Origin of the sequence: Micromonospora matsumotoense (assembly GCF_900091525.1) — a bacterium.
In the GTDB taxonomy this organism is placed as follows: domain Bacteria; phylum Actinomycetota; class Actinomycetes; order Mycobacteriales; family Micromonosporaceae; genus Micromonospora; species Micromonospora matsumotoensis.
Genome location: NZ_FMCU01000035.1, coordinates 12,362 through 38,759 on the forward strand (window position 1 = coordinate 12,362; position 26,398 = coordinate 38,759).

24 protein-coding genes are annotated in these 26,398 nt (G+C 67.8%); 10 read left to right on the forward strand and 14 right to left on the reverse strand.

The features are described 5' to 3' along the window. Positions 1–83: 83 nt before the first annotated feature. Positions 84–1,619 carry an ISL3 family transposase gene (locus GA0070216_RS32595; RefSeq protein ID WP_091254449.1) on the reverse strand — a complete coding sequence of 512 codons (1,536 nt, stop codon included), beginning with the start codon at positions 1,617–1,619 and terminating at the stop codon, positions 84–86. Positions 1,620–2,581: 962 nt separating this feature from the next. On the opposite strand from GA0070216_RS32595, the gene GA0070216_RS32600 reads away from it, so the two are divergent. From GA0070216_RS32600 to GA0070216_RS32610, 3 genes are read left to right on the forward strand one after another with little or no spacing between them, the layout of a single operon-like run. Further along, positions 2,582–4,294, forward strand: coding sequence for a hypothetical protein (locus GA0070216_RS32600; protein ID WP_091254452.1), 1,713 nt, complete (start codon positions 2,582–2,584; stop codon positions 4,292–4,294). A 15-nt stretch (positions 4,295–4,309) separates the two neighbouring features. Next, positions 4,310–4,930, forward strand: a complete 621-nt coding sequence (locus GA0070216_RS32605) for a hypothetical protein (protein WP_091254459.1) — start codon at positions 4,310–4,312, stop codon at positions 4,928–4,930. After that, entirely contained in the window at positions 4,927–8,082 is a 3,156-nt protein-coding gene (locus tag GA0070216_RS32610; protein WP_091254461.1) for an ATP-binding protein, read from the forward strand. The genes GA0070216_RS32605 and GA0070216_RS32610 overlap by 4 nt, the downstream gene beginning before the upstream one ends. A gap of 5 nt (positions 8,083–8,087) precedes the next feature. Here the strand turns inward: GA0070216_RS32610 and GA0070216_RS32615 are convergent, their stop codons facing one another. The 5 genes from GA0070216_RS32615 to GA0070216_RS32635 form a co-directional block, all read right to left on the reverse strand. Further along, positions 8,088–9,404: a phosphorylase family protein gene (locus tag GA0070216_RS32615; protein ID WP_091254464.1), complete on the reverse strand. Its 1,317-nt coding sequence runs from the start codon at positions 9,402–9,404 to the stop codon at positions 8,088–8,090. Positions 9,405–9,426: 22 nt separating this feature from the next. Further along, positions 9,427–11,049, reverse strand: coding sequence for a hypothetical protein (locus GA0070216_RS32620; RefSeq protein ID WP_091254466.1), 1,623 nt, complete (start codon positions 11,047–11,049; stop codon positions 9,427–9,429). A gap of 116 nt (positions 11,050–11,165) precedes the next feature. Then, a complete protein-coding gene (locus tag GA0070216_RS32625) occupies positions 11,166–11,921 on the reverse strand; it encodes a hypothetical protein (protein ID WP_091254470.1) in 756 nt (251 codons plus the stop codon). A gap of 73 nt (positions 11,922–11,994) precedes the next feature. Then, complete coding sequence (locus tag GA0070216_RS32630) at positions 11,995–12,690, reverse strand: NUDIX hydrolase (RefSeq protein ID WP_091254473.1); 696 nt, start codon at positions 12,688–12,690, stop codon at positions 11,995–11,997. A gap of 500 nt (positions 12,691–13,190) precedes the next feature. Then, positions 13,191–14,120 (reverse strand): tyrosine-type recombinase/integrase, encoded by a 930-nt coding sequence (locus GA0070216_RS32635; RefSeq protein WP_218108352.1) that lies wholly within the window; start codon positions 14,118–14,120, stop codon positions 13,191–13,193. Positions 14,121–14,421: 301 nt separating this feature from the next. Here GA0070216_RS32635 and GA0070216_RS36320 point away from each other — a divergent pair, with 301 nt between their 5' ends. The 4 genes from GA0070216_RS36320 (at position 14,422) to GA0070216_RS32645 (ending at position 16,520) form a co-directional block, all read left to right on the forward strand. Next, on the forward strand, positions 14,422–14,544 hold the full coding sequence (locus GA0070216_RS36320) for a hypothetical protein (RefSeq protein ID WP_281190487.1): 123 nt from the start codon (positions 14,422–14,424) through the stop codon (positions 14,542–14,544). 343 nt (positions 14,545–14,887) lie between these two features. Then, on the forward strand, positions 14,888–15,067 hold the full coding sequence (locus tag GA0070216_RS34220; protein WP_141723277.1) for a hypothetical protein: 180 nt from the start codon (positions 14,888–14,890) through the stop codon (positions 15,065–15,067). Positions 15,068–15,222: 155 nt separating this feature from the next. Beyond that, positions 15,223–15,474, forward strand: a complete 252-nt coding sequence (locus GA0070216_RS32640; RefSeq protein ID WP_091254478.1) for a hypothetical protein — start codon at positions 15,223–15,225, stop codon at positions 15,472–15,474. 257 nt (positions 15,475–15,731) lie between these two features. Beyond that, positions 15,732–16,520, forward strand: coding sequence for a trypsin-like serine peptidase (locus GA0070216_RS32645; RefSeq protein ID WP_245722881.1), 789 nt, complete (start codon positions 15,732–15,734; stop codon positions 16,518–16,520). A 75-nt stretch (positions 16,521–16,595) separates the two neighbouring features. Here GA0070216_RS32645 and GA0070216_RS35955 read toward each other — a convergent pair whose 3' ends face one another. From GA0070216_RS35955 to GA0070216_RS32655, 3 genes are all read right to left on the reverse strand, one after another. Further along, on the reverse strand, positions 16,596–16,916 hold the full coding sequence (locus tag GA0070216_RS35955; RefSeq protein WP_245722882.1) for a tetratricopeptide repeat protein: 321 nt from the start codon (positions 16,914–16,916) through the stop codon (positions 16,596–16,598). Positions 16,917–16,973: 57 nt separating this feature from the next. Further along, the gene (locus GA0070216_RS32650; protein WP_245722883.1) at positions 16,974–19,076 is read right to left on the reverse strand and encodes a tetratricopeptide repeat protein; all 2,103 of its coding nucleotides are present in this window, start codon (positions 19,074–19,076) and stop codon (positions 16,974–16,976) included. Between the two features lie 631 nt (positions 19,077–19,707). Next, positions 19,708–20,268, reverse strand: coding sequence for a TetR/AcrR family transcriptional regulator (locus GA0070216_RS32655; protein ID WP_218108355.1), 561 nt, complete (start codon positions 20,266–20,268; stop codon positions 19,708–19,710). A gap of 116 nt (positions 20,269–20,384) precedes the next feature. Between GA0070216_RS32655 and GA0070216_RS32660 the strand changes: the two genes are divergently transcribed. Then, positions 20,385–21,131, forward strand: a complete 747-nt coding sequence (locus tag GA0070216_RS32660) for a siderophore-interacting protein (RefSeq protein WP_218108353.1) — start codon at positions 20,385–20,387, stop codon at positions 21,129–21,131. Between the two features lie 92 nt (positions 21,132–21,223). Here GA0070216_RS32660 and GA0070216_RS32665 read toward each other — a convergent pair whose 3' ends face one another. The 4 genes from GA0070216_RS32665 to GA0070216_RS34225 all read right to left on the reverse strand — a co-directional run bounded on the left by GA0070216_RS32665 (position 21,224) and on the right by GA0070216_RS34225 (position 23,855). Further along, positions 21,224–22,357, reverse strand: a complete 1,134-nt coding sequence (locus GA0070216_RS32665; RefSeq protein WP_091254491.1) for an AfsR/SARP family transcriptional regulator — start codon at positions 22,355–22,357, stop codon at positions 21,224–21,226. Between the two features lie 122 nt (positions 22,358–22,479). Then, positions 22,480–23,136: a DUF2306 domain-containing protein gene (locus GA0070216_RS32670; RefSeq protein WP_091254504.1), complete on the reverse strand. Its 657-nt coding sequence runs from the start codon at positions 23,134–23,136 to the stop codon at positions 22,480–22,482. A 2-nt stretch (positions 23,137–23,138) separates the two neighbouring features. Beyond that, entirely contained in the window at positions 23,139–23,525 is a 387-nt protein-coding gene (locus GA0070216_RS32675; protein WP_091254495.1) for a hypothetical protein, read from the reverse strand. A gap of 9 nt (positions 23,526–23,534) precedes the next feature. Next, entirely contained in the window at positions 23,535–23,855 is a 321-nt protein-coding gene (locus GA0070216_RS34225) for a hypothetical protein (protein WP_141723279.1), read from the reverse strand. Between the two features lie 145 nt (positions 23,856–24,000). Here GA0070216_RS34225 and GA0070216_RS32680 point away from each other — a divergent pair, with 145 nt between their 5' ends. Then, positions 24,001–25,209, forward strand: coding sequence for a sensor histidine kinase (locus GA0070216_RS32680; protein ID WP_245722884.1), 1,209 nt, complete (start codon positions 24,001–24,003; stop codon positions 25,207–25,209). Beyond that, on the forward strand, positions 25,206–25,859 hold the full coding sequence (locus GA0070216_RS32685) for a response regulator transcription factor (RefSeq protein ID WP_091254501.1): 654 nt from the start codon (positions 25,206–25,208) through the stop codon (positions 25,857–25,859). Before GA0070216_RS32680 ends, GA0070216_RS32685 begins: the two co-directional genes overlap by 4 nt. A gap of 203 nt (positions 25,860–26,062) precedes the next feature. On the opposite strand, the gene GA0070216_RS32690 is transcribed toward GA0070216_RS32685, so the two are convergent. Beyond that, on the reverse strand, positions 26,063–26,398 hold a 336-nt coding region (locus GA0070216_RS32690), incomplete at its 5' end, for a transposase (protein ID WP_141723280.1).

The following is a 26,398-nucleotide window of genomic DNA, read 5'->3' on the forward strand; positions in this document are numbered from 1 at the left end:
CGACTACCTTCGGTCACCACCGAATGTGAGACAGAGCCATTAATTTGGCCCTGTCTCACATTCGGTGGTGACGGAGCGTGCTGTTATCCGAGGAGGATGCGGTGGCGGAGCAGGCTGAAGCCTGCTCGTCCGTGCATTTGGCGGGCGATCCGTTTGGTCTTGGTGTTGACGCCTTCGGTGGGTCCGTTGCTGTAGGGAAGCGTGAGCGCGGCGTTCACGGCGTCGCGGTCCCGTTCCAGGCCCCTGGTGAAGGCGTGTAGATGAGGTAGATCGACCGCGTGGACCTGGACCATCCAGAGCGAGAGATGGTCGGCGTTTCCCGGATCAGGCGTCAGGAGTTCGGCGAAGCCCTCGACTACGGCAGCCAGGTGGGTCATCTCTGGGCAGGCTGCGGTGAGCCGTGCCAGGAGATCTCGATACTCGGGCTTGAGGTTGTCGGGCCTGGTGAGGATCATCCGGGCGAGTCGGCGCGGGGAGATGTGGCTGCGGTCGGCGTCCGCGCGGCCTTGGTTGATGTACTTGTGCAGGAGGTTGAGGCAGCCGGTGAAGCCGAGGGCCTTGATCTCGTCGAAGAGGTGCTTGACGCCGACGCCGGGATCCTCGGCTCGACGTTTGCGCAGGTGTTCGCGGTAGGGGTCGACGAGGCCGACACGGTACTTGGGGACGCGGAGCATCCGCTCGGGCCGGTCGGCTCGCGCGTAGCGCTTGACGGTGTTCAGGGACAACTGCAGGCGGCGGGCGGATTCGAGCAGGCCGACTCCCTGGTCGAGCAGGTCACGGACCTGGTGCCAGCGTTGCAGGGTCGTCTGCGCGCGGGGCCCGTCGTAGATGGGTGCGTCCAGTACGGGGGCCCAGCAGGTGCTGTGCGCCTTCACCTCGCTCAGGGCCGCTTCGCATAGGTTGTGCCACAGGTGCCACCTGTCCGCGACCTGCACCGCGTTGGGCAGAGCACGGCGGATGGCCTCGGCGTAGGTGGCCGAGCCGTCGCGGCACACCACCTCGACGCCGGGATGCTCACGCAGCCACGCTTCGAGGGTGTCGGCGGTGCGGTCGGGCAGCACCTCGATCCGCTCATGGGTCTCGGCGTCGATCACCACGGTGGCATAGCGGTGCCGCCGGCGCAGAGCAAAATCGTCAACGCCGATCACCCGGGGTATCCGCCCAGTGGGCAACGGAATGCGCAGCAGGGCGCGCAGGGCCGTGTGACGGGACAGGCCCATGGCCAGAGTCGCCAGCAAACGCGACCCTGCCCGGCCCGCTAATTCCTTGACCACGGCTTTGACCTGCCTGTTCAAACGGGCCGTGCGACGCTGGTATCGCTCCAGAACCCCGGGAACCTGCTCGCGGAAGGTGTGACGGCAGCCGCGCGTGGGGCACACCAGACGCCGCACCCGCACACGGACCACCACCCGACGCCCGTCGACCGGAACATCGGCCACCGTCCGCCAGTAATAGCCGTGGACCCGTCCCGACGAGGCCCCGCCCACCGGGCAGACCGCGGTGTCCTGCGGCGTCCGGGCCCGCACCACGATCCGCTCACCCTCGTCGACCACGTCCTCGATGACCAGCGGGGACAGCCCCGAGAACACCGTCGGTACAAGCTTGCTGGCATCCTCCACATAGGAAACAACGACGCCCTGCCACCCTCCGTCACCACCGAATGTGAGACAGGGCCGTTCGCGAGATAGGCCCCGACACGCGCCGAGCGCGAATGATCGCGGCTAAGGTTGTCTCGCTTGTCGATGACCTCTACAGTTATACTTTTGGCCGTTCAGGGGCGCCTTTTGGTGATGTTACGTAGGAGCCGGTCCGAACGCACGACGCTGGCCTCTCGGATCCGCAGGTTGCCCGAGGGTAGGGCATGATCGCGCGGCGCGCTTCTCGTGTCGCTGGATGGCCCCGGGGAACGATCCGTTCCGCGGTGGTCATCTCTACGGTCCATAATTCGGGGAGTCTGCTGCCACGGGTCTCTCGGGGTTATCTTGTCGTCTGGGTGGCGCGGTCGCGCAGCTTGGCCTACAGCGTCCGTTCAGCGGCCGGAGCAGTAGCGTGTGGGTGGCCTCGATGTCGTGGGAACTGCCGGTGTAGTCGCGGAGCCGGGCTGGGGCGCGGAGCCGGATGGGGCCGACTTCGACGCGAAGTGTTGCCCCCAGGTGCCTACCTGTCTCCTCGGTCAGCAGTTGCGTAAAGGTGATCGCTAGCTGTCCGTGTCAAGCAGGGATTTTGCGACCAGAGCTTGGCGCCGTCGAGGGCCGACCCCTCCGGAGATGGACTTCTTGCGAGCATCTGTTGCTGAGCTGGCGCATCAGCGCCAGCTCAATCTGGCAGAGGGCAAGCGCCGAAGGGATGGTGGCGAGCGACCTCGCCCTCCTTCAAGGTTTGGGATCCATGGCGGGATCTTTCATTCATGGTGATCTTCGCTGTGGTGAGGTAGCCTCTGTGCGTTCGTCAGGCACCGATCACTGGGCGGTGAGGGGAATTGCTGGACGGGTTACGCGTCGATACGGCGACCCCTCGAGAGCTTGGTATTCACAGTGCCATTCCAACCGCTTCCGGTGACGATGAGTTACCGTCCTACGTGATGCGAGATTTCGACTTCTCGCTCCGGACCGCGCTCGCTTCGAAGCTGCCAATCCGCGGGAACTTCGTGGTCATGGTGGGCGGATCCTCGACCGGGAAGACTAGATCGCTGTACGAAGCGGTCTATGAGCTGGTGCCGGACTGGCGGCTGATTCAGCCGGCCGAGGCGGCCGAGCTGCTGAAATGGAGGAATTCACCGCCGCGGGAAACGGTCTTCTGGCTCGACGAGTTACACCAGTACCTCGGAGGTCACCCATCGCTGACCTCCGAATGTGTCCGCGCCCTGGTGCGGCACGGAAACCTGGTGGTTGGGACGCTGTGGCCGGATCAGTACGCCCGATGGACGGCCGGCCGAGAGGACGTCCACGTCCTGGTAAAAGGGGCATTCGTGGTACCCGTTCCCGATTCGCTGAACTCCGCCGAGCGGGCGAAAGCGGAGGAGGTCGGCCGCCAGGACAGCCGGATCCGTGACGCGCTGAAGTCGGACGAGGTGGGCATGACGCAGGTCCTCGCCGGCGGGCCGAGGCTGGTGATGTGTTGGGAACAGCCCACCAACGCCTACGTCAAGGCAATGATCACCGTAGCGGCCGACGCGCACCGGCTCGGGGTGCAATCGCCGCTCAACGGGGCTCTGCTGGCGAGTGCCATGTTCGGCTACCTCCGGCCGCGTTACCGCGTACCGCCGACGCAGTACTGGTTGACCCAGGCGCTGCCACATGCGACCGATCCGCTCTACGGCGACGTTTCGCCGCTGTTCCCGGTGGACGACGGGCGTGCGGGAACGCTCGCCGGTTACACGATTGCGGACTATCTCGCCCAGCACGTGCGGAGCAAACGGCGGACCGAACCGATCCCGCACGAGGCGTGGGACGCCTTTGCGACAATGCTCCGCCGGCCGGAAGATCTGCGACGGCTCGCCCTCGGCGCCTCCGCCCGGCTTCGCTACCGCTATACCGAAGTCGCGCTGAGCCGGCTTGTGGCAGAGTTCGGCGATGGCCGGGCCGCAGCGGAGCTGGTCGATCTTCTCGTCCGGCAGGATCGGCTCGCCGAGGCGCAGCAGGTACTCACCGAGCGCGTTGGGGCTCACCCGGAGGACCGGCTGGCCGTCAAGAAACTGTCCCTACTGCAGGAGCTTCGAAGCAGGGTGGACCAAGTCCGGCCGCGGCAAACGCCTGCCGAGGTTGCCGAAATTCTCGCCGACGGCGGTGTCTGCGACGGCCTGCGCCAGGAAGCAGCGGCCGGCGACGCAATGGCGGCCGACCGGCTGGTCGAGATCCTCCTGGAACGCGGTTGCCTGAGCGAGCTGCGCGGACGGGCCGAGCAGGGCGACTTGCGGTCTGCAGAGGCATTGGCTGACCTCTATGCCGGGTGGGGGGACGTCGAGCAGTTACGGGCGCGCGCCGGGGCGGGGGACCGAGCCGCCGAGCTCCGCTTGGCGAAGCTCGAACGCGATGCGGATCGGAGCGCCGGCGCCGAGTACGAGATCGACGCGCTGCGAAAGGCGGTCGACGAGGGCGATCCCGAGGCCCCGGGGAAGCTCTGCTCGCTCCTGTTCGACCTGCGTGACGAGACGAACCTGCTAGCCGAGCTGGACGCCGGGACGGCCGGCGCGGCCGAGCGGCTGCTGGGCCTGTACACCGCGCAGGAGCATCCGTCGCTGATCCGGCTGCGGGCCTTCGGGCTGACCGCAGATGGCCAGCTCTTTACTCCGTAGATGAGAGGACCCTTGATGGTTACCGACCTGACCTCCGCTGAGTACGCCTATCTGATCATCCTTTGGGCCGAGGGACGGGAGATCTCGAACACCGAGATGGCCGAACTCTACGGTGTCCGGCTGAAGAGCCCGGACTACGCGAAGCTAAACGCCGACGGGTACATCATCTCCAGAACCAAGCCGAGTCCGTACAGGCACTCCATTACCGACCAGGGCGTCAAGGCACTTCTCGAGCCATTGACGCTGGAGCAGGGCCGCGTGCCGGAGGGTGAGAAGCGTTCAGCCAAGGAGCGAGAGCTGTACTGGGCCGCCATGCTGGCACAGCAGAAGATTCTTCTGCGCTCGTCAAGCGGAAGTGACCGCGCCGCGCCTACAGACCTCACCGGCCGGGTGCGCGCCGCGTACGGGAAGCTGGTAAGTGCTCCCGGGGACTGGGTCAAGCTGGTTGACCTTCGTGTCCTGCTCGCCGACGTGTCCAAGTCCGCGCTCGACAAGGCGTTGGAGGGCATGCTGGACTCGCCGGACGTGAGCCTGGAACCGGAGCCGTTCGGCCACCGGATCGGTGTCCGGGAGCGGAATGCGGCCGTCCACATCGGCGGTGAGGACCGGCACAAGCTGGCGATCGGCCAATCGTGAACGAAGAGCAGCGCACCGCACTCGCCGCCCTCCGGCTCAGCTGGGTGCAGGCACCCGACGACGTGTGGCGGCCATCGCCGTTCCATGTCGACGGGCTGCACCAAGCCGTGGTGCGGGACGTACGCGACGGTATTGCCGAGGCGAGCGAGGACTCGAGCCCGATCGGTCTGGTGTTGGAGGGTCGGCACGGCACCGGCAAGACGCATCTGCTGGGTTGGGTGCGCGATCGGGTCCAACAGAAGGGAGGCTACTTCTTTCTGATCGGTCTGCTCGACGGCCGCAATTTCTGGGACGGAGTGCTGGTCTTCCTGCTCGACGGCCTGGCCCGGGAGATGCCGGACGGCGATACCCAGCTGCGGGTTCTGCTGCGCCGCCTGGCCTCCCGGATCGGGGCACCGCGGGCCGACCGGCGGGCGGTGATCGGCGAGACCGAGCTGACCCGTGCCGCGCTCGATTCCTTCGTCAGCGGGCTGCGTAGGTATGACAGCCATGTCGCCCAGGAGTGCCGGGACACCCTGCGGGCGCTCGCCCTGCGAGCCTCGGAGAACGACGAGCACCAGGATGTTGCGGCCGACTTCTTCGACGCCGGTAGAGAGGGCGTCAGCGAGGAGCGGCGCGAGTGGGGAATCCGTCCCCGACCTCGTACAGCTCAACAGCTTGTTCGGGAGATCTCCTGGCTTCTCGCGGTCACCGGGCCTTCGGTGATGGCGTTCGACCAGATCGACACGGCGGTCGCCCAGGCGGCGCTGCACGAGGACCTGGTGAAAATCTCCCCCGGCGAGGTGGACGTGCGGCAGGCGGTTCTGCTCGCCAGCCTCGCCCACGGCTTGACGGACCTGCGGGACACGACCCGGCGGACGCTCACGGTGGTCGCCACGCTCTCGACGACGTGGGATCTAGTCGTGAGAAAGGCGCCGTCGTCGTTCGCGCCTCGATTCCGCCGCTGCGTGGCGCTCCGGGGGATTCGGGACGCCACCATCGCGCGCGAGATCATCGCGAGGCGGTTCGCCCCACGCTTCGCCGACTTCGGCTACACGCCGCCCTATTCCACCTGGCCGGTCCGCGAAGAGGCATTCCAAGGAGCTCTCGAATACACCCCCCGCAAACTGATTATGGTCGTAGACCGGCACATACGGGCCTGTCTGATCCGCGGCGAGGTGCGCGAGCTCAAGCATCTGGGCGAGGTCCCCAGCGAGGAGGAGCTGACCAGCGCGCCCGTCCTGACGGTGCCTGCCGTCGCCGACGACGAGCTGGCACGGATCGAGGACCGCTTCGAGGAGCTCAAGCGGAACGCCGACATCACCTCCCCGCTTGAGCGCGACACGGAGGACAGCACATTCCCCGCCCTGCTCGCCGCCGGCCTGCAGGCGTGGATCGCCGAGCGGGGTGACGGCAACCAGCGATTCAGCATCGATGCGCCGCCGAGCTCCAAGCCGGACCTGCATGCCCGTCTCCGCCGCGATCTCGACGAGCGCTCCGAAGACGAGCGGGAACGCTCCCCCGACCAGTCGCGTACCGAGGATCAGGTGCATTGGGCGTTTCGGGCGATCAGTGACACCCACCACGGGGTGGCCGCACTGCACCGGATTCGCCGCGCCCGCACGGCGGCCGGGCTCACCTCGGAGGTTGCCAAACGGAAGCTCTTCCTGTTGCGGAACGCCGAATGGAGCCAGTCGGCCAAGACGCAGGAGGTGATCGAGCAACTCAACCGCGACGGCGGCGTGACTCTCACCGTTGACGAGGCGGACCTGCGGATTCTCGCTGCCCTGCACGGGCTGCGGAACGAGAACCCGGCCAGCCTGCAGGCGTGGTTGGTCCGTTACCGGCCCACCCAGCAGATAAGGCTCTTCAAGGAGGCACTGGCCGACGCCGAGCTGTGGAACGGCGACGAGATCCAGCCGGAGACTCCGCCGTTGCCCGAGCGCAATGCCTGCTTCGTCATCGGCTCCGGCATCGAGGACGGCATACCCGTCTCCCTCTCGCTTGAAGCGCTGCGCAAGCACACGGCCATTTTCGCCGCTTCCGGCTCGGGCAAGACGGTGCTGCTGCGCCGCCTCGTCGAGGAATGCGCGCTGCAGGGCGTGTCGGCGATCGTGCTGGATCCCAACAACGACCTCGCGCGGTTGGGCGACGCGTGGCCAAACCCGCCGGGTGGTTGGGCGCCGAGTGATGCCGGACGCGCGGCCCGATATCTGGCCGAGACCGAAGTCCTGACATGGACGCCGCGACGCGAAGCAGGCCGACCGTTGAGCTTCCAGCCGCTGCCCGACTTCGCCACCGTTCTTGACGATCCCGACGAGTTTGCCGCGGCGGTCGAGGCGGCGGTGACCACCCTCGCTCCGCGTGCCAACCTGACCGGCCGTACCGAGAAGTCGCATCTGGGCAAGGCAGTGCTCCGGCGTACCGTCGACTACTTCGGCAGGCAGGGAGGCGGCGGCCTCCGCAGTCTGATCGCGCTCCTGTCGGACCTGCCTGACGGGGTCAGCGAGCTCGGCGACGCGGCCAAGGTCGCGTCAGGCCTGGCGCGGAACTTGACGGCCTCGATGGACAACGATCCACTTTTCGCCGGATCCGGTGCCCCGGCCGACCCCGGCACGCTGTTGACTCCGTCGCCGGGCAAACAGGCTCGTATCTCCGTCATCAGCTTCGCCGGGCTGCCGGGGGATGAAGCGCGGCAGAGCTTCGTCAACCAGTTGCAGATGGGGCTCTTCGCCTGGATCAAACGGAACCCGGCCCGGGACCGCCCACTGCTGGGCCTGCTGGTCATGGACGAGGCGCAGACGCTCGCGCCCTCGGGGGCGATGACCGCCTGTACGCAGAGCACGCTCGCCCTGGCGTCGCAGGCCCGCAAGTACGGCCTCGGACTGATCTTCGCGACGCAGGCGCCGAAGGACCTGCACAACCGCATCCCCGGCAACGCGGCGACGCACTTCTTCGGGCGGCTCGCCGTTCCGGCTCAGATCGAGGCCGCCCGTGAGATGGCAAAGGCGAAGGGGGGCGACGTGCCCGACATCGGTAATCTTACCGCGGGTGAGTTCTTCGTTGCGCTCGAGGGTGAGGCGCCGTACAAGGCTCGTACGCCGATGTCGTTGAGCCACCATCCGAGTAGTCCGCTGACCGACGAGGAGGTCATGGCCCGCGCTCGGGTCTGAGGCCGTCAGAGATGCCGGCGCAGCAGGTCGGCAAGGTCTCCACGGCCGATGCTCTCCAGTGCGTCCGGCAGCTCGCCCAGCCGGTCCCGGCTCTCCAGCCAACCCCAGACCTCGTACGCCTCGTCACCGGCTCGGAACCGGCGCACATGGTGGGAGGGGATGCCGAGGTAGTCGGCGAGATCCTGCCAGTCGTAGGTGAGCGGACGCAGAACCTCCTTCTTGACCGATCCGGGAACGGCGCCGACCGGACGGGCTGCGGACGCCGAGGCGGCTGCGGGTTTCAGAAGCTCCTCGAGCAGGGCGAAGAGCACCTCGGCCGAGGCCTGGGCGGCGAATTCCTTGAACCGGTCGTCTTTGTCGAGGTTCGCGTGGTCCATCACGCCCTTGGCGACCAGCCAGTGCGGCACCTGCCGATCGTGCGCGATAGTAGCGATGGTCGCGGCCTCCATGTCCAGGGCCTGGATCTTGCGCTGGTTGACTTCGAGACGGTTCCACGTCTCGGGATCCGCCATGACGGCGCTGCCACTGGCCATCGGCCCGGCCACCACCACGAACGGCAGGCGCTCCGGGCCGTCCACGTCGATGTATAGGGCGCGCTCGATCAGCGTGCGGCCTTTCTCGGTCAGCGCCAGGGCGCTGTCGCGCCAGGCGATCAGTCCCTCCGACTCCCATCGCGCCAGTCGCGCTTCCCAGGCCGAACGCGAAAAATAGCGGCGACGAGCCGGATGCTTCCGAGGGTTCTGCCCCTTGAGGAGTCGTTCCAGGTACCAGACCTTCGCCTCCTCGTCGGTGGCGGTGCCGTGACTTGGCAAGCCCGACGGATCGAAGTTTTGCACCGCCCGTAGCCACCGGCCGTCCATCGGCATCTGGTGGTAGTCAGGGCGGAACGAATCGCCGACATATTTGCCTTCGTCCCACTGGTAGGCCGGCGAGGCGACGACGACATCCCCGGGGGCGGTGGCGCCGGGCTCGCCCGCGCATACTCCGCTCATCGCCAAGCAGGCGGGCCGCAGCCGCTCGGTGAGCGCGGTGGCGATCGGAGCGGTGCTCCGTCCGCCCATCGCGGTCGGCCGTGCCAGTGCCACGGACAACCCTCCGGTGTTGGTGGTAGCGAAGGGCTCCAACCCTCCGGTGCCGTGGTCCTCCCAAGGGAACGACCCAAGCACCTGCTTCACCGCGTCGTATTCCTCCGCCAACGCCGTAATGACCAGAACATCGACGCCGTGCCGTCGCTGCCGCTGCGCGCCGGGCTCGCCGACATTGGTCACGTGGCCCTGGCTTACGCTCATGTCCCGGCCGACGAAGATGCCGTTGTTGTGCATTCGAGTCCCTTCAGCCTTGTGATCATTCGGAGGTCTGATTGCTGACGCTGCCTTCGCGCACGCTCATGTCGCCGCCCACGAGGATGCCGCTGTTGTAAAGGATCGTGGCCCGCTGGGCGCGTACCTCGGACGTGTCGACGTCGCGTTCGTCGAGGAAGTCCAGCACGTGCGAGAACACCCGACTCTCGATCAATCGCCGGAACTTGAGAATGTCCTGACGCTGAGTGAAGTTCCGGAGTTTGTCGCGGGTACCCATCTCGCGAACGCTGACCAGGGCGCCATAGTCCCTGCGTCGGCGCGACGTCCCACGGCGCGTCCGGCTACCGTATCCGGACATGTCGATCATTGCTCGGATGAGGTTGCCTGGGGCGTGGACGATAGTCCGAGGGGTGTGGCGGGCCCCGTCGACCGCGGCCCGGAGCCAGGCACGAGCCCCGGTGCCGCCGTCGGAGTCGACGAGCCGGTAGCGTTCGTTGCAGGGTGCCAGGGTGGTGCTGGTGACCTCCAAATAGAGGGAACGTCCCTGAACCGCGATGTGAACGTAGACGGTCGTGACCACATCACCTCCCCAGGAGACGACCTGACACGCCAGGTAGTGCCGTGCCGGATTCGTGGGGTTGCGGATGATCTCGGCCATCTCCTCCGGGGCGGTGAAGGTGGTCCGCGGGCCGTCCTCCCGGGCGGACTGAAAGATACGATCCTGAATTGTGAGGTCCGGGATGGACATCTCCGGCAGGGCCTTCGAACTGAGCTTCCTGAGGTGGTGTCGGACGTAACCGACGATCTGTTCAGCGCTGAATGGTGGCTCTTCGAACTCGCGTTCGCCCTCGGTCGGCTCGCCGAACGTCCCGGCGGGGCCGGCTGGCTGTTTGCGTACGAGCCGCTGGGCAAAGCCCCAGTTCGACACGACATCTCCGGCACCGATGAAGGGCTCGAAGTTGCTGTAGACGATGGTGTTGCCGGTCTGCTGCTGGCTGATCACCCGCTTGCGCTCGTTCCAACGGATCTGCGGCGGCCCGCCGTACATGGTGAAGTCCTCGATCCGCTTCTGCCGCCAAAGCGCGAAGAGTACGGGGAGCAGAAGAGCGCTCGGTGCAACCAGCAGCGCCGTAACACTGCGCAGGCCGGCGGAACCGGCCGCGGTAGTGGCTGACAGGGCATTTTCGACCAGTAGAATGAAGGCGATCCACGCAGCCGCCCATCGAAGCAGAAGACGTAGTCCCCGACTTGGACTTCTGGTCGTGTCGACCGCGGAACCAGTGCGCACCCGCGCGAGGAAGTCGCGGATCAGCCGCCATCCAGTGTTCGTGACGCGGAGGCAGACGAGCACGACGGCGACCGATGCGGCGGAGATCCAGTTGAGGTAGGCGCCCACGGCGAGGACGAGAACGATCGAGCCGTCCCGCCACATTGTCAGGTTGCGCGCCCGTAGGCAGTGCTCGAGAACGGTGACCAGGTCGAATCCGTAGGACGGGGCCGTGAAGCGCCTGGCCTGGTAGTAGACCTCGCGCAGGCAGCGGTCTCGGAAGGTGGGGTTGAGGTACGCGCCGGCGCTAAGGTAGCGCGTCGCGAAGGTCAGGTCGGCGGGCGGAGGCTGGTCGGCCACCGTGTCCGGCGAGGCGGGATTAAGCGTCTGCAGGGGCATCAGCCGTCCGATGCTCGTATCGAGGTGAACAACGTTGACGGGTCCGACGACGGGACTAGTCCGGGCGGGGATGGGTTGTGACGGAAGGGCGGCGGTCGAAAGGTGTGAAACCCGCCTTACCTGCGGGCGTACTCGTAGGGTTTGCCGGTCGTCCAGATTCGCTCGAAGTCGGCGACGAAGTGGGCAAACCAGCGGGGGTCGCGGTCCGCGTGCAGGGATAGCGTCGGCTCGGGGGTGCCGCACCGGTGGGAGTAGATGTCGACCCGGGCCTGGCCGTTCGAGGCCTTCGGGTCGATGGCTATCAGGCCGAATGCCGGGACGAAGTCCAGAAGGCGAACCTCCAAGCGGCCAGTGCCGGTCGCCGTCCTCTCGGCCAGAGCCTCGAGCAGGTCGAGGGTGGCGCGTAGCCGGTGCTCGAACATCGCGGGGTTGCTCGCGACGGTACTGCGCCGGGCCGCTTCGGCAAGGTTGGCCCCGTGCGGCGCGATGAGGGCGATGCGTACGGTGGCGCCCGCCTCCAGCCGCAGTTGCAACGTGGCGTAGTGGTTGCGGAGGGTCCGCGCGAGGGTGACTCCCGTCATCTGGATGTCGGCGGCCGAGCGGAGGTCGAGGTCCACCCCGGAGGTCGACGGACCCAGAAGGCGGTCTGCGCTGGCCCGGTCGCCGATCTCCCAGCCGAGCTGCTTGACGGACCGGGTGAGCCCAGTCAGCGCCGATCGGCCCAGCAGGGAGCTGACCGCGAGTAGGCCCAGCGTGGTGAGTGTCGCCCCGCCGGTCACGGCCGGCCCGACCACGCCGAGAGCCCCGAGAAGACCGACGGCGATGGCCACGGCGATAGTGATTACCAAATCAAGCTGACGTACGCGAGTCATCCTGCACCACCTCGGGAACGGCCAGTGACACCAGTGCACTGAGCCTACCGGGTTAGTGTCGTTTCGACAATAACTAGGAGTCGGTGCTGGGGCGAAGGATTGGCGGGTTGAGCGTGGCGACGTTACCGGCACGATAGAGTGCGGCCGGCCGGCCGGTGGCAGGGACGCGCTTTCTGCCGGTGGGCTCGATGAAGCCCTCCGTATTGATCACCTTGCGACTGAAGTTGCGCGGATCCAACGTCTCACCCCAGACGACCTCGTAGACGGAGCGAAGGTCGCCGATGGTGAACTCGGGCGGACAGAAGGCCGTCGCCAGGGTCGTCAACTCCAGCCGCTGGCGGGCTCGCTCCACGGCGTCGTAAAGGATGCGGTCGTGGTCGAAGGCGAGGTTTCCCTGTGCTCGGTCGACCGCCACCCACGCGGCGCCGCTCGCGTCCGAACCGGCGGACGGCCATGGCAGATTAGGCATGATGGCCAGGTACGCCACGCTCACCACCCGGCCGCGGGGGTCGCGGTGCGGCTCGCCGTAGACCCCGAACTGCTCAAGATGCAGATCGGCGCCGTTGAGGCAGGTCTCCTCACGCAACTCGCGTACCGCTGCGGCGTCGAGATCCTCGTCTGTGCGGACGAAACCGCCAGGCAGGGCGGGTTTGCCCGCGAACGGCTCGTTGCCTCGGGTGATGACGAGCGCGTGCAGCGCGCCCTCGCGAACGGTCAGGATGGCGAGATCAGCCGCGATGCGCAGCTGGGCGTGGTGCCTGGTCGTCACGCGACTAGCCTAGCTTGATGTTTTCATGACAAAAACGGGATGCGGCAGCCGAGGAGCACCAGCGGCGTTCCCCTCCACCCGCAGGCTCGAAGGGTTCCTCGGGGGTGATCGTTGCAAAGCTGAACGACGTCAGCACGGCGCGAGCGCGAGGGATCTCCACTATGACCAGCCCCTGAGGGCGCTGTACATTATTGCCCAGCGCCCTCACCTGCCGGGATCTCTCACAGCCGTCTCACGGACGGTCGGGGACGGGCCGGCAGAGGCCGACAGTCACCTGGCCATTGACCTGCACGTTCGTCACGCTGCGGCACCGTCCGGCAGGTGCCGGTGGATCGGCTGGATCTCTGGGGGTCAAGGGGTCGTCGGTTCGAATCCGGCCGTCCCGACAGAGTTCTAGCAGGTCAGGGCCTTGATTCACCTACGTGGATCAGGGCTCTTTGGCTGTGCCGTCTCACAATTAATCACGTACGCTCGTACTGTTGAAATTTGCGGTCCCGGCGTCACCGGAACAGTCCTGTTTCGAGGTGGTCGGCGGCCACCTTAAGGTGGCTGTTGTCGGGGTGGACGTAGACCCGCTTGGCCAGCGTGCCACCGTCCGCGTGGCCGGCCCATGCGGCGAGCACGACGTCGGGTACGCCGACGCCGGCGAGGTACGTCAGGCAGGCGTGCCGGGCGTCGTACGGCCGGACCTTGCGCATCCCGAGCTTGGCCATCAGTTCGTACACCCGGCGGCGCAGCCAGTCGGTGCGCTGCGGTCGGCCGAGTTCGTCGACCAGGACGTAGCCGCTGGCGAGGTAGGCGTCGCCGGCCTGGAGGTGCTCCTTCTTCTGCCGGGTGTGGAACGCCTTCAGCGCTTTCATCACCGTGGCCGGCATCGGAAGGACGCGTCTGCCCGCCGCCGACTTGGCCTCCTTCTCCTCGATCTCGCCGTCGACGAGTGTCCGGGTGTTGTCGCCGGCGGCGATCGTGCCGGCCTCGAAGTCGATGTCGGACCAGCGCAGCCCGCATACCTCGGCGGGTCGCAGGCCCATCAGCGACAGCAGGCAGACGGCGTGCAGGCGTTCGTCCGTGATGCCGGTCAGGAAGGTTCTTACCTCTTCTTGCGTCCACGGTTTGCGGGCGGCCTGTGCTTCGAGGGCGGCCTTGGCTGCGGTCCGGGGGATGGTCACGAACGCCGCGAGGTTGCGCACCACGAGTTGGCGGCGTACCGCGACGTTGAGGGCGGTGCGGAGCCGGCCGAGAGTCAGGCGTACTGATCGGACGCCCAGGCCGGTGCCGGGCTTACCGCCGCGTCTGCGTCCCTCGGTCAGCATCCAGTCGATCAGGGCTTCGATGTCTTCCTCGATGACCTCTTGGAGCGCCCTGTCGCCGAGGCGGGCGCGGACCGGCGGGAGCGCGTCTCGGTAGTTGGCTGCCGTGGCCTTCTCCACGTCGCGAGTGGCCGACTTGAGCCACTCGTCGAGGAACTGGTTGACGGTGACGGGGCGTACGTAGGTGCCGCGGTCGGTCTCGTGCTTGATCCGGGCGTATACCGCTCGGGCTTCCTTCTTGGTGTCGAAGGTGTAGGTCAGTGGCCAGCTTGACGAAGATTGGCTTGGTGGCGGCGGCGGTTGTCGAGGGCGGAGTGAGGTCAGTATCTTCGGCTGCCGAACCGACGGCCACACTGTCGGGCAAGGGCTTTTCCCACGCCGAGCAGGCCGTCCGGATCATCCGCACCGCACGATCAAGGGCATGACCAGCCGGGAGACGGCGTACCTGACGACCTCGCTGCCCGCCGGCCAAGCCCGGCCCGCCGACCTGGGCAGGTGGGCGCGTTCGGAATGGCACATCGAGAACCGCCTGCACTACGTCTGAGACGTCACGTTACGTGAAGACGCACACCAGGCCCGGACCAACAACGGCGGTGTAGACGAGCATGACCGGCGCCGCGAAGGAGAGGATCGGCGACGTCACCGACAACGAGCGGACCGGATGCTACGTACCAGCCATGCAAGGTCGGCGCTGCGGCGAGCTGAGTCCGCTTCCGTTGATCGTTCTATCGGGAGGGTCGCCCCCTCTCCCTGCGGCGTGTTCGTGTTGGCGTGGCGACCAGGGGTTGACACGGACAAGACCGCCGCCGGGAAACGCCGGGGCGGAGGCAGCCAGCAGCCGCGCGAATCAGTCCGCCGGTGTCGCTGCCAGCTTCGCCGGTACCTGCATGACGTGTGACCGGGGCTGCCGGGCCGGGGCTCGGCTCGGGAAGGTCACCGAAGGGTGGGCGCATGTGGCCTGCGCCGCCGCGACCATCACCGCCGGCGTCGTCGCCACCATGGGCGTCGCCGGCGGCAAGCCGCTCGATCCTCGCGCCCCGGGGTGGTACGGCGTCTTCGGCCCCTGAGCGCTTCCGGCTCGCCCCCGGTGCGGCCGAACAGGTGGACCTCCGGATATCGCGGTGCCGGCGGCGGGACTGCGGAGATCCCTTTGTTCGACCTGGGCGTGGTCCGTTGGACAGGACGGCGACGAACTGATCGGCTGATCGGCGCATGTGGCACGATGCTCGTGGAGCAGAAGACGCTGCGGCCGACCACGGTCCTGACCGTCGCCGGTCTCAGCGGCCCGGCCCACGGTGTGCGCGACCCGGTGGTCATCAACGCCCGCCAACTCGGAACAGTGGACCCGGCATCGATGCGGTCGCTACGGCGACTTCGGTCGTGCGCCTCCCGCTACCTCATTTCGACCTTGGACGCCTGGGTGACCCAGCGCGCCCGCGATCTCGTCGTGCCGGAGGTCCGCGGCGTCCGGTAGCTGTCCGGCGGCCGCTCCCGGTGTCCGGGAACCGGTCGGACGGTCCGGTCTTCGCGCAGCCTGGTCGAGGTAGGCGTCGTGAGTGCGGGGAAGCCCCGTCCGATCAGAGGAGAGCCATGCTGGGAAAGAGTTGGGCGGTAGTGGTCCTTGCCGCCGTAACCGTCGGGACCGCAGCCCCTCCGGTCGGGCCGGCGGATGCCGCGCCGACTCGGGGCCGGTCTGCCAGCGCCGATGCTGCCCAGTCCGGGCACCGACCCGTGAGCACGCCGGCCCCGAGGTCCGACACCGCCGGCAGGCTTGCTCCGGCCATCGGTACCAAGGCGATCATCGGTCCCGACACCCGGGTGCCGGTCGGATCGACCACCACGTTTCCCGCCAGCACCATCGTGCGGCTGGTGTTCGCCGGCGGACAGTGCACCGGATTCATGATCAGTGAACGTACGGTGGCGACGGCCGGTCACTGCCTGCACTCCGGCGGCAGCGGCGGCACCTGGCGTACGAATGTCGTCGCGTACCCCGGGCACGACGGTACGACGGCGCCCTTCGGCGGGTGCGCGGCGCTCCGGCTCTTCGTCCCTGCGAACTGGTTCAGCGGCGACGATGCGGCCTTCGACTACGGGGCGGCGCAGCTCAACTGCGCGATCGGCGCCAGAACCGGCTGGCTCAACCTCGGATACCCGACCCGGTCGGTGACCGGATCCTGCACGACGACCCAGGGATATCCGGCCGACCGGCCCGGGCAGTGGGCGAGCGACGACGTCGTTCAGGCCGAGGACGCGAGCTTTCTCTACGTCCGGCATCCCCTCGTCAGCGGGCTTACCGGCAGCCCCGTCTTCTACACGCCCGACCCGGACGACTGGTGCCCGGTGCGGCCACCGCTGGTGATTCCGTGCCCGTGCCCGCCGCCGCCGTCCTGCGTCTGTCCGATCCCGACGGTGCTGGGGATCCTCACCCGTGGACCGTACGGCAGCGGGCCCGGCGCCACCAACAACATGGTCACCCGGGTCACGCTGCCGATCATCAACAACTTCCTGCAGTGGCGTTGACCCCTGCGACCGGTGCTCCCGGGGCGGGCGACGGCATCCCGTCGCCCGCCCCGGGAGCACTTGTCGGCACGCTGGTCAGGGAAGCCCCTCGGGCGCGGTGTGCAGCCGGTCCCGGAGCTGTGCGGCGTCTGGATGTCCGAGCAGCTCCAGGACTGCCAGCGCGCGACGCCAGGCGCGCTGAGCGAGGCCCGGCGCACCGGCAGCACGATGGCTGTCGCCGAGATGGGTGAGCGTCGTCGCCTCGTAGTAGCGCTCGGCCGCCTCCCGCCACAGCGCGAGCGCGTGGTGGTAGCAGCGGATCGCCTCCGACTGCTGCCCCAGCCGGTGATGGGCGTAGCCGAGACTGTCCCAGGTGTGTGCCTGCCAGTACCGGTTGCCGACCTGTCGTTGCAGCACCAGCGCCTGCGTGCAGTAGTCGATCGCCTGATGGTGGTTGCCGAGCTGGCTGTGGTATCAGCCGATGTTGTTCAGCGCGTTCGCCCTCCCGTTGGTGTTCTCCGCTGCCGCGAACAGGTCGAGTGCCTGCTGCGCGTGCTGGAGTGCCTGCGCGTACCGGCCCAGACGCTCGGCCAGGATGCCCAGGTTCAGGTGGGCCCGAGCGCCGCCGATCGCATCGCCGAGGTCCGTGTAGAGCCGCAGCGACCGCCGCAGGTGGACCTGCGCCTGGCGATGGTCGCCCAGCCGCAGGCAGGCCACGGCCCGGTTTCGGTGGGCGCGGGCCTGCCCGTCCCGGTCGGCCACCCGCGACGCGGCGCGCAACGCCCGCTCCTGGACCACCAACTGCTCCTGCCAGGCCCCGAGCCGATCGAGGTACGTGTTGACGGCCCAGGCGAGCTGCCAGGCGGGGGTGTCGAACCCGGCGTCCGTGGCAAGGCCGATGACGCCCAGGAGTACCCGGTGCTCGCTGGTGAGCCAGCGCCAGGCCGCCGCCCGGTCGGTGAGCACGGTCGTCGCGGTGCCCGTCCTGGCCGGGGCGGGGCTGATCGGATCCCGCTGGTCGTAGAGGAGCAGATCTGCGGCGTACCCGGTGTGCAGATAGAAGTCGATGAGCCGGCCGAGCGCCTGCCGGCGCTCCTGCGCGGGTTCGTGTCCGGCGACCAGCTCGGCCGCATAGGCGTGCAACAGGTCGTGCAGGACGTACCGCTGTGGGCGATGCTCGGAGACCAGGTTCGCACCGGCGAGTATCACCAGGGTCCGACCCGCCTCCGCCACCGGCACGCCGACCAGGCTCGCGAGCGCCGGCACCGAGACATCCGGCCCGGGATGCAGTCCGAGAAGCCGGAACGCCCGAGCCGAGGTCGCGTCCAGATTCTGGTACGACCAGGAGAACACCGTCCGGACGTCGGTGACGGCGTCGCCGTGGCTGAACCGGTCCAGGCCCGCGGACCCGGTCAGCTCGTCCGCGAGCCGGCCGAGGCCGAGGCCCGGCTGGACGGCCGCCCGCCCCGCCACGATCGCCAGCGCGAGTGGCAGCCCCGCTGCCGCGTCGACGATCCGGGTGGCCGCCTCCGGCTCGTTGTCCAGCCGATCCGTGCCGAGTCGTCGGGACAACAGCTCGTGCGCGTCGCGCCGTGACAGCGGATCGAGCAGGAGCGGACTCGCTCCCTCGATGGTCACCAGCCCCGGCAGGTGCCCACGACCCGTGACCACCACCAGACACTCCGGCGAACCTGGCAGCAGGGGGCGGACCTGGTCGGCGTCACCTGCGTTGTCGAGCAGTACGAGCACCCGCCGGCCGGTCAGTACGCTACGGAACAGACCGGAGCGGGCATCCTGTCCCGCCGGGACGCGCTGCGCCGGCACCCCGAGAGCTTCGAGGAACTCGCGGAGCACCTCTGCCGGGCTCGCCGTCGGCCCGGTCGCGTCGAACCCTCGGAGGTTGACGTAGAGCTGCCCGTCGGGGAAGCGGTGGGCGACCTGGTGCGCCCAGCTGACCGCAAGGCTCGTCTTGCCGACCCCGGCCGTACCGCTGATCAGGCAGATCGTCGTGGTGCCCGGCGAGCGGTGCCGGTGCGCGAGCAGGTCGTCCAGTTCGGCGAGCGCCGTCCGGCGACCCACGAGATGGGGTACGGCCGTCGGTAGCTGCCGAGGCGTCACACCGTCGAGGACGCCGGCCCGTTGCCTCGTCGGCGACGGTCCAGGTGCCGGCGGCTCGGGTCGGCTGGTCAGCGCGACGCCGCCGCAGCGGTGGCCGAGCTGGGTCTGGGCGGCGGCCCGCAGCCGGTCCTCGGTACGCGCGTCGTCAGCGATCCGCAGTAGCCGCCAATGTCTCGCATCCCAGTGCCTCATCTCGGTCAGTTCGGCTGGCAGCCGGACGCCGGCCCGGTCGGCGTGCGCCAGGCATGCCGTGACGAAGGCGAGAACGAAGGACCAGTCGGGCAACGACCTGGCGTTCAGCTTGTCGCTGATCGTCGAGCGGGCCAGTGGTTGCCCCTGCGATGTCGAGATGGTGACCAGGGTGTTCAACGACGGGGCCCCGCAGGACCGCCGGAGGTGCCGGAGTTCGCCGGCGAACCATGCCAACGTCTGCTGCGCGGCCCCGCCCGCTTCGCTCATCCGCCCGCACCTCTCCGCGCAAGACGAGTCTATCAATCCATCGACCGACCTCGAATGACTTCGGATTCGCCGCCGACCGCCCCGGCCAGTAAGCGGGCCGGGGCCGGCGGCAGTCCGGCCGGGGACTGGCCGTAGCTAGAGTTGTCGCAGGGCACTCCCGCGGCCACGAAGACCGGCCACATTCAATGGACCAACGATCTGGGACCAGTGTCCACCATGTATGACCATGTCGCTACGGGTAGATGCACGTCAAGGTCCTACTCGATAGCTGGCATGCGCGGCGGTGCGGCGTGGGACGCCCCCTGGTGCTGGCTTGCCGCCGGGGTGCAGACGCGCCGCCGCCCGCCACCCTGGCCCGACATCGGGACACTCATCGCAGGGCAACTGCGGTGGTGCCGGTGGTTGCGAGGTCGCGGATCGCTCGATGAGCGTGTTCGGCGTGCACCAGGGCGGGGCGGGCGCCCGGTAGATCAATTTCCGTTGCAAGAACCTGTCTACCGAGGACCCCATGTCTTGTCCTTGAACACCCGTTTGGGTGTGTTGCCTGCTTCATCACTTACCGGGCGCGAGTCCTTGTGGAGATCACGTCACTGAGTCTCTTCGTCGGTGGTGAACTCGCCCTTTGCGAGGACTAGCTAGGTCGCAGGTCGCCCAGCAGTACCCTGATGACCTCCATCAGTTGCTCGCGCAGCTGGTCGGCTGGCAGGTCCTGATAGTGGTCCGACAGCATCACCAGGGGGCCGAAGATCGCGCCCAGGGTGCTGCCGAGCCGGACCCTGACCTGCGGGTCGAGCGCCGGGTCGGCGAAGAGCGCCGACAGCTTCGTGTTCTGCGCCGCCAGCCGGGTGCCGACCTCGGGGTCGTTGGCGAACAGCGTGTGGAAGACGTCCTCGTTGCGTTCGAGGACCACGAGCATCTGCCGGTGCCGCAGGGCGATGTCGATGATCTGCGGCAGGGCCCGCTGCCAGGCGCCCGGGTCGGTGCCGGCCACCACCAGCCGGTCGGACGCCTCGGTGAGTACGTCGAGGGCCCGGCCGATGACCGTGCGGGCGATGTCGTCCTTGGCGTGGAAGTGGTGGTACACCGCCGCTTTGCTGACGCCGAGCCGCTCCGCGATGTGCCGCAGCGACGTGCCCTGGTAGCCCTGGCGGGCGAACAGTTCGACGGCGACATCCACGATGCGCTCCCGCATCGGCTCGGGAGTGGGGTTGGCGGAGGTCACCGCCACAGGATATAACTTGCCGATCGGCAAGGTGTGCCTTGTCTATCGGCAAGGAATAGGCTCGACTTCGATTGTGAGGACCGATTGTGAAGAGTCGTCTGCTCGACCGCCTGCTGGTCGCCGCCCAGGTTCACGCGGTCGAGCCGCTGGGCCCCCGCCTACGGCTGGTCACGCTGACCGGGCCCGATCTGGCGGATCTCGACTGGCTGCCCGGCCAGCATGTACGCCTGCAGCTCGCCCCGGGGCCGGCCGCCATCGACTGGCTGGTCGGCACCCTGCGCACCTACACGGTGTGGAGCTACCAGGACCAGACCATGGAGCTGGTCGTCTTCGACCACGGGGACGGCCCTGGCGCCCAGTGGGCACGCACCACCCGGCCCGGCGACGAGCTGATGCTGATGAAACCGCAAGGCACCTTCGTCACCGCCCCGGCGTCGTACCACCTCTTCGTCGGGGAGGAGACCGCGCAAGCCGCCTACGGTCCGATGCTGCGGGCACTGCCGGCCGACGCCCGGGTCTTTGGCCGGTTCGAGATCGACTCCCCGGACGAGCGACTGAACCTGATCGACTCCCACCACGAGCGCCTGGCCCCAAAGACGGGCGGGGACCTGGAGTGGAGCTACCGCCGCGGCCGGTCCGCGGCTTCCTCCGAGACGCTGGTCGAAGCCGTACGCGGACTGGAGCTGCCCGCCGAGCCCGGCCGCGCCTACCTCGCCGGGGAAGCCCGGACGATCCAGCTGATCCGCCGCCACCTGGTCGAGGAGCGGAACTGGCCGCGTCGCAACGTGATCACCAAGCCGTTCTGGACCCCGGGCCGCAAGGGGATGGACTAACGCATCGTTCCTTGAACCCTGTATGTGAGTTTTAGGCGGCGGATGCGTTTTGGTGGGGGTGGTCTGCCCCAGATCCAGGGTTGCCGCCGAGATCACTTCACTGCCGGGGTAGCCGGCTGTAGCGAGCACACCAACCGACGACTCGGTGATGCTCCCGGATACGGACGGGCACAGCGGTTCCGATTGCTGATCCTCTCGGAGGCGGTATGCCGATCGAGCACGTCGAAGGGTCTGCTGGTGGCGGTGCTGCAGCTCGGCGGCTGCTTGAGTGCAGCCGAGGTCGATGCGGGCACGGCTGGCGAGCCTGTGTAGGTCGGTGTTGTACGGGTCGACGCGGATACCGTCCTGCAGCAACTGTAGAGAGCGGTGGGGTCGGGTTCCTTGGTGGCGAGGGCGGCGCACAGGTCGATGACTCGGCGGCGGGTCGCTTCGCGGTGCGGGTCGAGCCATGGCCAGGTGCGGGTGTTGGCAAGGTCGGCGGGGTAGGCGTCGAGGACGGTCTGCCAGGCAGTGGTGGTGTGGGTGAGGGTGGCGGCAGCCTGGTGGATGGTGGTGTGGAGTTGCCACAGGTCGACGTCGATGTGTGTGGGGTTGAGGCGGTAGCGGTCGTCGGTGTGGTCGATGACGGGTAGGTCGCTTGCGGTTCGGATGGTGCTGCGGAGGTCGCTGAGGGCGGTGTAGAGGCGGCCGGTGAGGGAGTGGCGGGGTAGTCCTGGCCAGATGGCGTCGGTGAGTTGTGCGGTGTCGGCCCCGTTGGGGTGGATGGCGAGGTAGACGAGGACTTGGAGGCCGGCGCTGCGGCGGATGGTCAGGGGTTCGCCGTCGATGAGCAGTTGCGGGTCGCCCAGGACGCGCAGATGAAGCCGTTGCCGGGGTGTGGTGGGCAGGTGTGGAGGTTCGTTCCGGGTGACCTGTCGTGGCAGTGGCAGCTCTGGTGGTCCCGCGTAGGGCAGTGGTGGGCGTCCGCTGGCGGGGTGGGGTGGTGCCGGGTCGGGACTGGCGATGACGGTGAGCAGGTCGGTGGTTGCCGTCTGGTCCAGGACGCACAGCCGTGGACTAGGCATGTCGGGGTGGTGTGGGTCGCGCAGGTGGCCGGTGGAGTCGAGGTGCCAGTTCGGCCCGTCCGGCCGTTCTCCCAGTACGACGACGAGAGCAGCGGTGGCGGTGCCTGTCTCGGCGAGTTGCTTCAACTGCTGCTCGTTGCCGTCGTGGTCGTTCAGCAGCACGATCTTCCGATGGCCGTGTCCACTCGACGTCTCACCCTGACGCTGACCAGGAATGGCCTCACCAGTGACGGGGCTGGCAGGTTGTAGTAGCTGTGCTGCGTCGTCAACGTTGTCGACGATCGTCAGTGGCAGGCGTCGCCGGTGTGCAGGCCGCTGTCTCGCGAGCGGCGCCTGATGAGGGTCTCCGCCACGACCAGGTTGACGATCCAGCCGAGGGTCTGGCCGACCGGGATCATGGATTGAACGCGTTCTGCGACTGGTCCGGCGCCGTCGCCGACAAACGGGAGCTGAGCCAGAAGCAGCAGCGGGGTGAGGATGCGCGAGGTGACGGCGAGGAACGTCAGCGCGTAGTTGCGCATCATCCAGTCGCGGTGACCGATGAAGTCACGGCGGCGGGCGGCCCGGTAGGCGAGCCCACCGGTGACCAGCCACAGAGCGGCCGCGACGACGAGGCCGACCTGGGTCACGATGCGACCGGACCACAACGCGACAGGGATCGCGGTCACCGCGGAAGGCAGTACCCCGGCGAGGAGGTAGGCCCGGCCGATCGTGCGATGCAGCGTCCGGCGCGCCCGCACCTTGGACATGAACTGCAGGGGGCCCAGGACGATCGCAACCGCGGCCGTGAAGATGTGCGCTACGAGCAGGGCGTAATGCAGATTCCCACTCATGTCGAGGCGACTGCCGTCGATGTCGAGCCTGAGATACGGATTGACAAGGACGAGACTGATGATGATGGCGGCGATGAACATCAGCCACGCGCTTCGCGGACGCGGCATGGTCACTGCTTGACCTGGTATTCCCGTCTGACCGCGACCGAACCGGCCACGAGAGCGATGACGACACCGCCGAGCTGTATGACGGTGCCGATCACCCCACCGATTCCCGCATCGCCGGTCAGGTTGCCGGTGCCGGCCCCGCTGACCACGCTGGACAGGACGAATCCCACGATCACGAACAGGCCCAGGAACGCGCCAACTCCGGGTGCCCAGGCCCGCTTGGCCAGACCGACGAGCGTAGCGCCGCTCGCCAGGATCAGTAGACCCGGTGGGGGGTAGAACGGGAACTCGACCCCTGATGCCCACAGGATCGCGATACCGAGGGCACCCGTCGCGAGTCCCCAGATCGTAAGCCCACGGCTTGTGGTCGACGTCGTGCTGCCAGCCATCGCTTCCTCCTAGCCAGTGATTCGAAGATTTGCGCTACTACGGGCGCGGCACGATGCAGGCCTGCGCCATGCGCCGAGGCGGCTGCGCTCGGTCACCCGCGTGCTGCTCTGTCGTGGGGTTTTCTCATACCCGCAGCGGCTACGAGGCCGGTCGGGCGTCCGGATCGCAACGGTGTCGAATTCAATCGTCACGTGTTTGTGCACCAAGGCGACGGTCACGGCGTTCCAGTTCACGCACCAGATGCCGCGGTTGATAGTGGCGTAGCCGGCGAGGTGGACCCGGAGGTTCTCCGGCGGGCCGTGCCGGGCGCAGGTCAGCTCGACGTTCACGGTGACCGGCTCTGGCGAAATGCCGGATGGGATCGGCTACGGCCACTTGACAGGCCGCTCGTCGCGTTCTTGTCCGCATGCGGCTGCTGGCGCCGCCAGTCCGACCGTTGCCTGTGGTCGTCACACGATTGGTCACCGATGCAGCGTGCCGCGTCGCAACGGCGTCAGCGTCGGCTCGATCGCGTCGACGATCGTACGCAGAATCGCGTACCCGGCACGGTCTTCGCCCTGCAAAGATCGCCCGATGAGGTGGATCCGTTCGTCGGCAGCGGACCTGGCCCTGGCCGCCCTGCTCGCAGTGTCCGCCGCCGCCGGCAGCGCGGTGGCCGACGAACTCGGCCGCCCGTCGGTGCCGCTACACCTGCCGGGCTACGTCCTGGTCGTGATCGCAGCACTCAGCCTGTCGGGGCGTCGAAGCCGGCCGCTCGTGACGTTGATGACCGCAGCGGTCTGCACCGGTGGATACCTCGCCCTGGGCTACGCCTACGGTCCGATAATCCTGGTGCTCATGATCGCGGTGTACAGCGCCGCCAGGCATGCTCCACTACGGGCCGCCGCCTGGTGCGCGGCGGCAACGTTGATGATGCTGCTAGCCCACCTGCTCACCTCCGACCGCGCACTGGGGTGGCTGGGCCTGGTGCCTGCTGCTGCGTGGGTGGCCGTCCCGGGCGTCCTGGGATACGGCCTGCACCTGCGGCACCAAGCCGGCCAGCAGGCACGGGCCGAGGCGATCCGGCAGCGGCTGGACGACGAGCGACTCCGTGTCGCCCAAGAGGTGCACGACGTCGTCGGGCACGGCCTGGCCGCCATAAAGATGCAGGCCGACATCGCCCTGCACGTCATGCCCCGCCAGCCCGACCAGGCCAAGGTGGCATTGGAGGCGATCAGTAAGACCAGCCAGCAGGCGCTCGACGAACTGCGCACGACACTGGCCGCAGTGCGGCACGTCGACGGCGATGACCGCGCCCCCACCGCCAGCCTCAGTCGCCTGGACGACCTACGCCGGCGAATGGCCGACGCGGGCGTCACGGTGCGCGTCCACACCACAGGCGAGCGTACCGGCGCTCTTCCCCCGGCGGTCGATCTGGCCGGTTATCGCATCGTTCAGGAATCACTCACCAACGTGCTACGGCACGGACGCTGCGAGCAGGCCGACGTCACCGTCCAGTACGCCGCCGACAATGTCACAATCACGGTTGCGAACCCGGTCGACGGCACGCCGACCAACGGTGACGGCACTGGCATCAGCGGGATGCGGGCACGAGTGGAGGCATTGGGCGGTGACTTCGTTGCCGGACCAGTGGCCCAACGGTTCGAGGTGCGCGCACGACTCCCCAGCGGAGGCGGCACATGATCAACGTCCTGATCGCCGATGACCAGGACCTCGTCCGGCTCGGACTACGCACCCTCCTCGCCAACGAAGACGACCTTACCTGCGTCGGCGAAGCCGCCGACGGCCTCGCCACGGTAGCGATGGCCAGCCGCACCAAACCGGACATCGTGCTGATGGACATCCGCATGCCGGGCATCGACGGGCTGGAAGCGACCCGCAGAATCACCACCAACTCCAACCTTGCCAACACCCGCATCATCGTGCTCACCACCTTCGAGCACGACCAGTACGTCTTCGACGCGCTGCGAAACGGAGCAAGCGGATTCCTGCTCAAGGACACCACGCCTGCGGAACTCCTCCGCGCGATCCGCACCGTCGCCGACGGCGGTGCACTCATGTCACCATCGGTCACCCGCACGCTGCTTCGAGAGTTCGTCACGCTCAGACCAAGCACGAAGACACCCCACCCCCAGCTCAACGCACTCACCGAACGAGAACGGGAAGCCATGGTGCTCGCTGCGGAGGGCCTCAGCAACGACGAAATCGGCACCCGACTCCGCATTAGCACCGCCACCGCCCGCACACACGTCAGCCGCGCCATGGTCAAGCTCAGCGCCCGCGACCGAGCACAGCTCGTCGTATTCGCCTACCAATCCGGGCTCATCGAATAGCCAGACGTGAAGCAGTGATCCGAGAACCACCTGGCTCTACCGACATCTCGGCGTAAGTAGCGGAAGGCAACCGCCGAGCGGGGCTCACCAGGCCCACATCGGAAATAGGCTTCCGAACCACCCTCTGAGCCTGTACGCCGTCCTGCGGCAACTGCAGTACCTACTCGCGACCTGGCTCGGGTCAGTATTAGAGGACGTCTGATTCACGTATTTTGTGTGTGTTGTGGTTGTGGGGGTTCTCGCCAGGTTGGGGTGGTTTCGGTGGTGAGGCGTTTGGCGAGGTTGTCGATCATGGCGAGGGTGATCATGCTGGCGGAGTTGTGGGGTCGGGTTTCGTAGTCGCGGACGAGTCGGCGGTGGTGCATGAGCCAGCCGATGGTGCGTTCGACGACCCATCGGCGTTTGACGACGCTGAAGCCCTTGATCTGTGGGTCTTTGGTGACGATCTCGACGTCGACGCCGAGGTGGGCGCCGTGTTCGACGACACGGTTCTTGAAGCCGGCATCGACCCAGGTTTTGGTGAGGGTGGGGTAGGTGGT